Raw genomic sequence first — 10,474 nt, 5'->3', positions numbered from 1 at the left:
GCCTTTACGGCGACGCGGTGCTCGGCTACTCCTGGCTCGATTACGACAACGAGCGCAACATCGTCATCGGCGACAGCATCAATGAGCGGGCCGAGAGCAGCACCGACGGCGAGCAGCTGAGCCTCACCCTGCGCAGCGGCTACAACTTCGTGCTCGGTCCGGTGATCGCCGGGCCCAGCGCGCGCTACCAGTACCTCGACCTGGATGTCGAAGGCTACGAGGAGAGCGGTGCCGGCGTGCTTTCCATGGAAGTGGACGACATGGACTTCGAGTCCAGGACGCTCTGGCTCGGCGGCGAGGTCTCCATGCCCATGGTGCGTGACGACAGCTTCCTGCGCCCCAACGCCCACGTGCACTGGGTGAAGGAGTTCGAGGATGACGGGACCAGCGTCGACACCCGCTTCACCGGTGGTGCCGTGCCCTTCGTCACGCCCATCGATGGCCGCGACAGCGATTACATCCGCGCCGGCATCGGATTCGAGGGCAGCTTCAAGACCGGCGGCATGCCGACTACCGTGTCGCTGAACTACGATGGCACTTTCGACAACGACGACTACGAGGACCACCGTGCCACCCTGGGAGTCGACGTGCGCTTCTGATGCCAGCGTCTCCTTCCTGACCACGCAAGAGGCGGCTCCACGGAGCCGCCTCTTGCGTTCCGGCTTTGGGGCCCGTCACGCTTTCAGCTGCTGGCGGGCTTCCTTGGCGCTTTTATAGGTGTGCGGCGAGACGGCGCGTCCCCACGGTGTGGCTTCCCCATGGCGCGTGAAGCTGAACTAGACTCATCCTTGGGCCCTTGAACGACACACGAGAGGATGAACCCCATGTCCATGGAAAGCGTCACGCACTTTCTCGACGAGAACGGCGTGAAATACGTCATACAGCAGCATTCCCCGGCCTATACCGCCCAGGAGGTCGCCGAGGTGGCTCATGTGCCCGGCCGCCATTTCGCCAAGAGTGTCATGATCAACGTCGATGGCCGTCTCGCGCTGGCGGTGCTGCCGGCCACCGATCGAATCGACCTGAGCCGGTTGGCCCGGTCCCTCGGCGCCGAGTCTGTCAGGCTGGCCGAAGAGGGCGAGTTCAGCGATCGTTTCCCCGATTGCGAGCCCGGCGCCATGCCCCCCTTTGGCAACCTCTTCGACCTGGAGGTCTTCGTCTCGCCGCATCTGGCCCAAGCCGACATCATCGCCTTCAATGCCGGCAACCACCATGAGGTCATGCAACTCGCCTACGGCGTGTTCGACCGGCTCGTGAAGCCGGCGGAAGTGGCGATGTAGGAGCCGGCCGCTCCATTGGGGTTCGGCTCTTGCCCTGTTCAGTTCTGACCTCTTTTGAGGTCACTCCTTGAGGTGCCGGTGGGCCTCCTCGGCACTCTCGTAGATGTGCGGCGAGACGGCGCGCGCCTCCAGGGCGTGGCCGAGCTTGCGACGCATGAAGCCGCTGGTGGTGTAGCGGGTCACCCGGGTGTAGAAGCGCTGCTCGAGGCCGCGCACCATCTCGGTGTAGGGGGTGAGCAGGGCATCATCGATGCGGCAGTGGTCGTAGTTGACGATGGCCTGGACCCGGCGGCCCAGCGGAGCGAGACGACGCTCGACCTCCTGCTCGATGGCGTCGATGTCGGCCCGTGAGTCGATCCGCAGGTGCTCGAAGTTGATGAAGAGCACGCCCTCGCTCTCGTCGAGGCTGAAACGCTGCGCCAGTGGCTGGTCGAGCAGCGCCTCGGCGAGCCCCATGGGCGCCTCGCGGAAGATCCGCGTGTCCATCAGCCGAGGCGGTTCGGGCATCCGCGGTGTGAAGGCCATCAGTGCCAGGACGTCGCGCTCGAGGTCGACCCCCGGGGCGATCTCGGTGAGGGTGAGCCCCTCCGCGGTGAGCTCGAACACCGCCCTCTCCGTGACATAGCAGACCGGCTTGCCATCCGCGGCGGCCAGGCTCCCGCTGAAGGTGCGGTGCTCCACCTCGGCGACGAACTTGCCCTGGCCGCCGGGAGGCGCCTCGAGCCGTCCGTCGACGATGGCGAGCGCCTCCCTGGTGGCCACGAAAGTGCCCATGAACACCACCTTGCGGGCGTTCTGGCTGATGTTGATGAAGCCGCCGGCGCCGGCCAGCCGCGGGCCGAAGCGAGAGACGTTGACGTGGCCCGCGCCGTCCACCTGGGCCATGCCCAGGAAGGCGATGTCGAGCCCGCCGCCGTCGTAGAAGTCGAACTGGGCCGGCTGGTCGATGATCGCCTGGGTGTTCAGTGCCGCGCCGAAGTCGAGCCCGCCGGCCGGTAGTCCGCCGATCACGCCGGGCTCGGCGGTCAGGGTCAGGTGCTCGAGCAGGCGCTCCTCGCTTGCCACCGCGCCGACGCCCTCGGGCATGCCGATCCCCAGGTTGACCACGCTGTTGGGCCTGAGCTCGAAGGCCGCGCGCCGGGCGATGATCTTGCGGGCCGAGAGCGGCAGCGGCTCGGGCGTCGCCATGGGCGCGCGGATCTCGCCGGAGAAGGCCGGGTTATAGGCGGTGCGGAAGGTCTGCCAGTGGTGGGCCGGATCCTCGCAGACCACCACACAGTCGACCAGGATGCCGGGGATCTTCACGTCCTTGGGGTGCAGGGTCCCGTGCTCGGCCAGCCGTTCCACCTGCACGATCACCACGCCCCCGGAGTTGCGCACCGCCGTGGCGATGGCCAGCGCCTCCAGGGTCAGGGCCTCGCGCTCCATGCTGACGTTACCCAGGGTGTCGGCGGTGGTGCCCCGCAGCAGCGCCACCTGCAGCGGCAGGGCCCGATAGAAGAGGTACTCCTCGCCGTCGATGGGCAGCAGCGAGACGCGCTCATCAATGGTGACGTCGTTGATCCGGCCGCCGCCCAGGCGCGGGTCGACGAAGGTGCCGAGGCCCACCCGGGTGAGGGTGCCGGGCTTGCCGGCGGCGATGTCGCGGAAGAGGTGCGAGATCACCCCCTGGGGCAGGTTCCAGGCCTGGATGCGCCCCTCGATGGCGAGGCGCTGCAGGGTGGGCACCAGCCCCCAGTGGCCCCCGATCACCTTCGCCACCAGCCCCTCGTGACCCAAGTGGTTGAGCCCGCGCGTCTTGCCGTCGCCCTGGCCGGCGGCATACATCAGGGTCAGGTCGCGGGGCTCGCCGGTCTCCTGGAAGCGTTCCTCCAGGGCCACGGCGAGCCCCTCGGCGAAGCCGATGCCGACGAAGCCGCCGGTGGCGAGGGCATCGCCGTCGCGGATCAGGGCCACGGCCTCGCGGGCGGAGACCACCTTGCCCTTCGCGGTGAAGGGCTGACGGGAGAGCAACGGATGGGGCACGGCGGGCGTCCTGATGATCGTTCGTTGTGATGGTTCCTTCACGGTAGCACGCGTCATGGCGTGCCGGCAGGGCTTGCCAGGCAGGGGATAAGTGTCGAATACTGTTGATATGTACAGTATTGAGTGGAGAGGCCCATGATGTTGTCGATGTCTACCACCGCCCGGGTGATCGGACGCGCCGTGCCGGTGCCTGGCGACGCGGCCCAGCCGCTGATGGGGTGCCGGGTGCGGGCCGGCTTCCCGAGCCCCGCCGACGATCACCTGGACGTGGAGATCGACCTGCACGCCCATGTGGTGCGCCGTCCGGCCGCCACCTACTTCGTGCGGGCCGAGGGCGACTCCATGCTCGGCGACGGCATCCACGACGGCGACCTGCTGGTGGTGGACCGCAGCCTGGAGCCACTGCCCGGGCGGGTGGTGGTGATCGCCGTGGACGGAGAGCCCACCGTGAAGCGCCTGTCGCGTCGCGGTGAGCGGACCTTCCTGATGGCCAGCAACCCGCGCTTCGCGCCGATCCCCCTGGCGGGTCGCGAATGCGAGGTGTGGGGCGTGGTCACCCATGTGCTGCATGCCCTGCCGGGGGGCGGGGCATGATCGCCCTGGTCGACTGCAACAACTTCTATGTCAGCTGCGAGCGGGCCTTCGACCCGCGCCTGGAGGGTCGCCCGGTCGGTGTGCTCTCCAACAACGATGGCTGCGTGGTAGCGCGTTCCAACGAGCTCAAGGCGCTGGGCGTGGCCATGGGCGCGCCCATGCACCTGCTGCCGCCGGCCATCCGCCGCCAGGCGGTGCTGCTCTCCAGCAACTATGCGCTCTACGGCGACATGAGCCGGCGGGTCAATCGGATCCTGGCCGAGTTCTCGCCGGACGTGGAGGCCTACTCCATCGACGAGAGCTTCGTGGGCTTTTCCGGCTTTGCCCCGGCCGGCCTGGAGGCGCATGCCCAGCGGCTGCGCGAGACGGTACGCCGGGATACCGGCATTCCCGTCTGCGTGGGGCTGGCGCCCACCCGGGTGCTGGCCAAGGTGGCCAACCACGCGGCCAAGAAGCAGGCGGCCTTCGAGGGCGTCTGTCGGCTCGAGGCCGACGGCCCCGCCACCCGTGCCCTGCTCGCCTCGCTGCCGGTGACCGAGCTGTGGGGCGTGGCGCGGCGCACTGCCGAGCGGCTGGCGCTGATGGACATCCATACCGCCTGGCAGCTGCGCGAGGCCGACCCCAAGCAGGTTCGCCGCCACTTCTCGGTGGTGCTGGAGCGCATCGTCTGGGAGCTGCGCGGCTGCCCGGCCATCGTGCTCGACGACGTGCATGAGCCGCGCCAGCGCATCATGGTCTCGCGCTCCTTCGGGCGGCTGACCGACGCCCTTGCCGACCTGCAGGAGGCGGTGCGCCAGCACGCCATCCGGGCCGCCGAGAAACTGCGCGGCCAGGGCAGCCAGGCCCGGGCACTGATGGTCTTCGTGCGCAGCAACCCGCACCTGGCCGGCGAGCGCCAGTACCGCAACAGCGTGGTGGTGGCGCTGCCGGCCCCCAGCGACGACAGCCGGGAGCTGCTTGCGGCCGCCGCCCGGGGGCTGGCGGCGATCTTCCTCGAGGGGGTGCGCTACCAGAAGTGCGGGGTGATGCTGCTCGACCTGGTGGAGGCCGACCGCCACCAGCTCTCGCTGCTGGCGCCGCGCAGCGAGGCCGAGCGTGGCCGAAGCCAGCGGCTGATGGCGACAATGGACCGGCTCAACCGAGAGATGGGGCGCGATACCGTGCGCTTCGGCCTGCCGCGCCGGGGTACTGCCTGGGCGCTGCGCTGCGAGCGGCGGACCCCGCGCTACACCACCCGTTGGGACGAATTGATGCGGGTCAAGACGCGCTGAAAAAGTATCGGAAACCGGGGCGTTGTGCGGCTCCCGCGGCGGGGCGATTGGCTACACTGGGGCGCACCGGCGGGCCATTCGTCGCGCCGGAAGGCCATGGACAGGGAGAAGTGCCATGCGCATGAAGGACACGAACGTCGTCGTCACCGGTTGCCGCAGCGGCGAGTTGCTGGGCCTGGAAGGGTCGCGTGTCGACCTCAAGCGCAAGCTGATCCATCTGGAGGCCGAACACACCAAGGCCAAGCGTCGGCGCAGCGTCCCCTTGAATGAGAGTGCCCGTCGGGCGATCGCCAGCCGGTTGGCGTTCAGGATGCGACACTGTGGGGACTCGCCCTGGGTGTTCTGCACGCCGCAGGGGGAGCGGATCAAGAGCCTCAAGACCACCTGGGCGACGGTGTGCCGGAAGGTGGGGCTGAAGAACTTCCGTATCCACGACATGCGTCACACCTGTGCCGCCTGGCTGGTGACAGCTGGCGTGCCCCTGGCCGAAGTACGGGACTGCTCGGCCACAGCACGATCACCATGACCGAGCGATACGCTCATCTGGCGCCGGAGAACGTGCGTTCCGCCGTCGCCAGACTCGATGAAAGGGAGGGCCGGGACGCAAGGGACCCGCGGATCAACTGGGGGACATGAGTCACGATCTGGTCACGTGAGACCCGGGCTCAGAGAGAGGAAACGGCCTAAGATATTGAATTGTCTGGTGCCGCAAAGAGGAGTCGAACCTCCGACCTACGCATTACGAGTGCGTTGCTCTACCAGCTGAGCTATTGCGGCGCAGGGGGCATGGTAGCGCCGCTTAGGGCCCGATGCCAGGCGTCAGCGACGCAGCCGGGTCAGCCCCTCCTGGGCGCTGGAGGCGACCAGTCGGCCCTGGCGATCGTAGATGCTGCCGCGGGCGAAGCCCCGTGCGCCGCCGGCCCAGGGGCTGTCCATGTCGTAGAGCAGCCAGTCGTCGACCCTGACGTCATGGTGGAACCAGAGGGCGTGGTCGAGGCTGGCGATCTGCAGCTGCGGGTCGCGGAAGTCGATGCCATGGGGCACCAGGGCGGTGGTCAGCAGGTTGAAGTCGGAGCTGTAGGCGAGCAGGCTGCGCTGCAGCGCCTGGTCATCGGGCAACTCGCCGACCAGCCGGAACCAGAGGCGCTTGCGTGCCGGTCGGCCGGTCTCGGCCTCATCGCCCAGGTGCAGGAACTCGATGGGGTGGCCGGGGAAGCGCTCGAGGCGGGCATTGCCGTCCGCCAGCGCCTCGGGCGGAATGCCCTCGGGCATGGCGGGCTGGTGGGCGATGCTCTGTTCCTCGCCGTGGAAGGAAGCGCTGCAGAAGAAGATCGGCCGTCCCTTCTGGATGGCCGTAACCCGGCGGGTGGTGAAGCTGCCGCCGTCGCGCACCGCGTCGACCTGGTAGACCACCGGGCGATGCGGATCCCCCGGACGCAGGAAGTAGCCGTGCAGTGAGTGGGCCTGGCGGGCCGGGTCGACGGTCTGGCTGGCCGCCGAGAGGGCCTGGCCCAGCACCTGGCCGCCGAACAGCTGGGGCAGGCCCAGGTCCTGGCTGCGGCCGCGGAACAGGTTCTTCTCCAGGGCCTCCAGGCCGAGCAGGTCTACCAGGGCGTTCAGGGCATCGGGCTTCATCGGTCTCCTCCGGGGCGATGGCGTGCCGGCCATCGGTATCATACGATCGTCTGAATACCATCCAGTCTACGGGAGTTCACGACAGTGCGCAGCGACGAGTTCTACATGCACCGGGCGCTGGACGAGGCCCGGCGGGGCCTGTCTGCCGGCGAGGTGCCGGTGGGCGCGGTGGTGGTGGACGCCGCGGGCGAGATCGTCGGCGCCGGCTTCAACGCCCCGGTGGGGGCGCACGACCCCAGCGCCCATGCCGAGATCCGGGCGCTGCGCGATGCCGGCGAGCGGCTCGGCAACTACCGGCTGGACGGCTGCACCCTCTACGTGACCCTGGAACCCTGCCTGATGTGCACCGGGGCGATCATCCATGCTCGTCTGGCGAGGCTGGTCTATGGCGCCGCCGAGCCGCGCAGTGGCATGGCGGAGTCGAAGGCCAACCTCTTCGCCCAGCCCTGGTACAACCACCGAGTTTCGGTGGAGGGCGGGGTGCTGGCCGGCCGCGCCGCCCGCCTGCTGCGGGACTTCTTCGCCGCGCGCCGCGACGGCACCGGGCACAAGGCAGGCGGGGACTGCTGACTAGAGGACGGGCGGCACCTGCTCGAACAGGGCGCTCTCCTCCTCGTCGGGCAGGCGCGCATTGAGTTCGTGAAACTGCTCCTGGCTGCGGTCCAGGTAGGCCAGGATCTCGTAGTAGCGCCGGATGTTGCGCACATAGATCACTGGCTCGCCGCCCCGGGCGAAGCCGTGGCGGGTCTGGCTGTGCCACTCGCGCTCCTGGAGCAGGGGCAGCGACTCGCGCACGTCGCGCCACAGGTTCGGGTCACCGCCCCGCTGTTCGGTGATCTTGCGAGCATCGTAGAGATGGCCCAGCCCGACGTTGTAGGCGGCCATGGCCATGAAGAGCCGATTATCGCCGGTGATCGATTCGGGGAGCCGCTCGATCAGCTGGCGCAGGTAGCGGGCCCCGCCATGGATGCTCTGGGCAGGGTCGAGCCGGTTGTCGACGCCGAGGTCGCCGGCGGTGGCGTTGGTCAGCATCATCAGTCCGCGCACGCCGGTAGGGGAGGTCGCCTCGGGCTTCCAGTGGGACTCCTGGTAACCCAGCGCGGCCAGCAGCTTCCAGTCGAAGCGGGTGTTGCGGGCGGCCTCGCGGAACAGCTCGGTATAGCGCGGTAGGCGCTTGCGGGCATGGGCGATGAAGGTGCGGGCGCCTACATACTCCAGGTAGGCGTCGTGGCCGAAGTAGTTGGCTATCAGGGCCTCGAGCTTGCCGTCGCGGCGCAGGTCGTCGAGGAAGCGGTTGGCGGCGTTGACCAACCCCAGGCCCCGTCCGGCGGGGAAGGCCCAGGCCAGGGAGAGTGGCTTACCGAGGGTGAAGCCATCCTCGACCTCGGGGAAGAACAGCCGATTGAGACGGAACTGGTGCTCGAAGATCACCGCGGCATCCAGGGTGCCTCGGGCTACCTGGCCAAGCAGCTCGGCCACTTCCAGTTCGCCGGCCTCCTTCCAGCTCAGTCGCGGGTGTTCGGCCTGCAGCTCGCGCAGCACCCGATCGGTGCCGGAGCCGCGCAGGGTGCCGATCTCCAGCCCCTCCAGCTCGGCGATCGTCTCCGGTGGGTGCAAGCCGCGGCGATAGACCAGCAGCGGCTGCAGCAGCATGATCTGTCGGCTGAAAAGCAGGCCGTCCAGCGTCGGGTCCAGGGGCAGGGCAGCGGCGCCCAGGTCCCCTTCCTTGCGCACGGCCTCCAGCACACCCTGGATATGGTGATCGGCATCCAGGGTCAGGCTGACCCCCAGATGGTCGGCGAAGCGCCGCATCAGCTCATATTCGAAGCCGGTAGGCCCCTGGCGCCCTTCGTAGTAGGTGGTGGGGGTGTTACGGGTGTGCACGCTGAGGAAGTCGCGTGCCAATACCTCCCTCAGATGCGGGCCCTCGGGCGTACCGTAACGCCCGGGCAGCAGCGCCAGCAGAAGGGCACTGAACAACAGGACGGCCACGCGCCACTGGCGACGGGCAGGGTCGGTCGGGAATGCGGACATGTGGGTGATAAGCGTCGATGAGATCTTCAACCTTAACCAGCCCGCGGTCAGCTGTCACCTACGCCGATTTCTCGCGCCCGGTGCTTTCCAGTATCATGTGTGCTCGTTGCCGCCGGCTGCGGCCCCGAATTCTCCCCCGTTTCAGAGGCTCCAGGATATGCTCGAACTGCGAGGCGCGCCCGCCCTATCTGCCTTCCGTCATGCCAAGCTGCTGGACGCCCTGCGCGCATCCGTTCCCGAGGTCGAGTCTCTGCGTGCCGACCATGTCCACTTCGTCGACCATGACGGCGACCTGGGGGACGACGAGCGGCGCCTGCTGGAGCAGCTGCTCGACTACGGCCCGGTGCGCGGGGAGGACGGCCGCGCCGAGGGCCAGCTCTTCCTGGTGGTGCCGCGCATCGGCACCCAGTCGCCCTGGTCCTCCAAGGCGACCGACATCGCCCACAACTGCGGGCTGGCGCGCGTACGTCGCATCGAACGCGGTGTCGCCTACCGGGTGAAGGTCGCCGGCACCCTCTCTGAGGCCGCCTTCGTACAGATCCAGGCCGTGCTGCACGATCGCATGACCGATAGCGTGCTCGCCGATGCCTCTGACGCCGCCAAACTCTTCGTCCACCACGAGCCGGCGCCGCTGGGCAGCGTCGATGTGCTCGAGGGGGGGCGCGAGGCGCTGATTACCGCCAATGCCGAGCTGGGTCTGGCCCTGGCCGAGGACGAGATCGATTACCTGGTCGATGCCTTTCGCGACCTGGGGCGCAACCCCACGGACGTCGAGCTGATGATGTTCGCCCAGGCCAACTCCGAGCACTGCCGCCACAAGATCTTCAATGCCGACTGGCTGATCGACGGCGAGGCCCAGGAGCGCTCGCTGTTCAAGATGATCAAGAACACCCATGAGCGCTCGCCCGGCGACATCCTCTCCGCCTACAGCGACAACGCCGCGGTGATCCGGGGCTGTGAGGCGCCGCGCTTCTACCCCGCGCCGCTCACCGGCCAGGGCGAGGAGCGCGCCGTCTATGGCGCCGCCCACGAGCCGATCCAGATCCTGATGAAGGTGGAGACCCACAACCACCCCACGGCCATCGCGCCGCACCCGGGGGCGGCCACCGGCGCCGGTGGCGAGATCCGTGACGAGGGCGCCACTGGCATCGGTGGCAAGCCCAAGGCGGGCCTGACCGGCTTCACCGTCTCCAACCTGCGCATCCCCGAGTTCGTGCAGCCCTGGGAGGCCTTCGACTACGGCAAGCCCGAGCGCATCCAGTCGGCACTCGAGATCATGCTCGAAGGTCCCATCGGCGGGGCCGCCTTCAACAACGAGTTCGGCCGGCCGAATCTCGCCGGCGTCTTCCGCACTTACGAGCAGGAGGCTCTGGGGCACGATGGCATCGAGCGCCGCGGCTACCACAAGCCGATCATGCTCGCTGGCGGCTACGGCAATATCCGCGACGACCATGTCCAGAAGGGCGAGATCCCGGTCGGCGGCAAGCTGATCGTGATGGGCGGCCCGGCGATGCTGATCGGCCTGGGTGGCGGCGCGGCCTCCTCCATGGCCTCGGGGGCCTCCAGCGCCGACCTGGACTTCGCCTCGGTGCAGCGCGGCAACCCCGAGATGGAACGCCGCGCCCAGGAGGTGAT

Annotated in this window: 9 protein-coding genes, 1 tRNA gene and 1 pseudogene; 7 read left to right on the top strand and 4 right to left on the bottom strand. The window is 68.5% G+C overall.

Translation table 11 applies throughout. The features are described 5' to 3' along the window. Together RI841_RS10550 and RI841_RS10545 are read left to right on the top strand one after the other, a co-directional pair. The coding region (locus tag RI841_RS10550; RefSeq protein ID WP_310705563.1) for an autotransporter outer membrane beta-barrel domain-containing protein at positions 1-599 on the top strand (599 nt) is incomplete at its 5' end. A 225-nt stretch (positions 600-824) separates the two neighbouring features. Then, the gene (locus RI841_RS10545; protein ID WP_310705562.1) at positions 825-1,280 is read left to right on the top strand and encodes a YbaK/EbsC family protein; all 456 of its coding nucleotides are present in this window, start codon (positions 825-827) and stop codon (positions 1,278-1,280) included. Positions 1,281-1,340: 60 nt separating this feature from the next. Here the strand turns inward: RI841_RS10545 and RI841_RS10540 are convergent, their stop codons facing one another. After that, a complete protein-coding gene (locus RI841_RS10540; RefSeq protein WP_310705561.1) occupies positions 1,341-3,305 on the bottom strand; it encodes an acyl CoA:acetate/3-ketoacid CoA transferase in 1,965 nt (654 codons plus the stop codon). 135 nt (positions 3,306-3,440) lie between these two features. Here RI841_RS10540 and RI841_RS10535 point away from each other — a divergent pair, with 135 nt between their 5' ends. From RI841_RS10535 to RI841_RS10525, 3 genes are all read left to right on the top strand, one after another. After that, entirely contained in the window at positions 3,441-3,899 is a 459-nt protein-coding gene (locus RI841_RS10535; protein WP_310705560.1) for a translesion error-prone DNA polymerase V autoproteolytic subunit, read from the top strand. Then, complete coding sequence (locus tag RI841_RS10530; RefSeq protein WP_310705559.1) at positions 3,896-5,170, top strand: Y-family DNA polymerase; 1,275 nt, start codon at positions 3,896-3,898, stop codon at positions 5,168-5,170. The genes RI841_RS10535 and RI841_RS10530 overlap by 4 nt, the downstream gene beginning before the upstream one ends. A 115-nt stretch (positions 5,171-5,285) precedes the next feature. Next, a complete protein-coding gene (locus RI841_RS10525) occupies positions 5,286-5,696 on the top strand; it encodes a site-specific integrase (RefSeq protein ID WP_310705558.1) in 411 nt (136 codons plus the stop codon). A 175-nt stretch (positions 5,697-5,871) separates the two neighbouring features. Here the strand turns inward: RI841_RS10525 and RI841_RS10520 are convergent. After that, positions 5,872-5,947 (bottom strand) — tRNA-Thr (locus RI841_RS10520). 42 nt (positions 5,948-5,989) lie between these two features. After that, positions 5,990-6,805: an acyl-CoA thioesterase II gene (locus tag RI841_RS10515; RefSeq protein ID WP_310705557.1), complete on the bottom strand. Its 816-nt coding sequence runs from the start codon at positions 6,803-6,805 to the stop codon at positions 5,990-5,992. Positions 6,806-6,889: 84 nt separating this feature from the next. Here RI841_RS10515 and tadA point away from each other — a divergent pair, with 84 nt between their 5' ends. Then, a complete protein-coding gene (gene tadA, locus RI841_RS10510) occupies positions 6,890-7,375 on the top strand; it encodes a tRNA adenosine(34) deaminase TadA (RefSeq protein WP_310705556.1) in 486 nt (161 codons plus the stop codon). Here the strand turns inward: tadA and mltF are convergent, their stop codons facing one another. Then, on the bottom strand, positions 7,376-8,839 hold the full coding sequence (gene mltF, locus RI841_RS10505) for a membrane-bound lytic murein transglycosylase MltF (protein ID WP_310705555.1): 1,464 nt from the start codon (positions 8,837-8,839) through the stop codon (positions 7,376-7,378). A gap of 157 nt (positions 8,840-8,996) precedes the next feature. Between mltF and RI841_RS10500 the strand changes: the two are divergent. Beyond that, positions 8,997-10,474 (top strand): annotated as a pseudogene (locus RI841_RS10500) (phosphoribosylformylglycinamidine synthase); the annotation flags it as partial.

Origin of the sequence: Halomonas sp. (assembly GCF_031581305.1) — a bacterium.
Classification (GTDB): Bacteria; Pseudomonadota; Gammaproteobacteria; order Pseudomonadales; family Halomonadaceae; genus Halomonas.
Note: the sequence above shows the minus strand (reverse complement) of the source record. Positions and strands in the feature narration are given on the sequence as shown.

Coding starts and splice junctions, on each gene's coding strand:
- RI841_RS10535 (WP_310705560.1), top strand. CDS start 3,441: ATGATGTTGTCGATGTCTACCACCGCCCGGGTGATCGGACGCGCCGTG.
- RI841_RS10515 (WP_310705557.1), bottom strand. CDS start 6,805: ATGAAGCCCGATGCCCTGAACGCCCTGGTAGACCTGCTCGGCCTGGAG.
- RI841_RS10545 (WP_310705562.1), top strand. CDS start 825: ATGTCCATGGAAAGCGTCACGCACTTTCTCGACGAGAACGGCGTGAAA.
- mltF (WP_310705555.1), bottom strand. CDS start 8,839: ATGTCCGCATTCCCGACCGACCCTGCCCGTCGCCAGTGGCGCGTGGCC.
- RI841_RS10525 (WP_310705558.1), top strand. CDS start 5,286: ATGCGCATGAAGGACACGAACGTCGTCGTCACCGGTTGCCGCAGCGGC.
- RI841_RS10530 (WP_310705559.1), top strand. CDS start 3,896: ATGATCGCCCTGGTCGACTGCAACAACTTCTATGTCAGCTGCGAGCGG.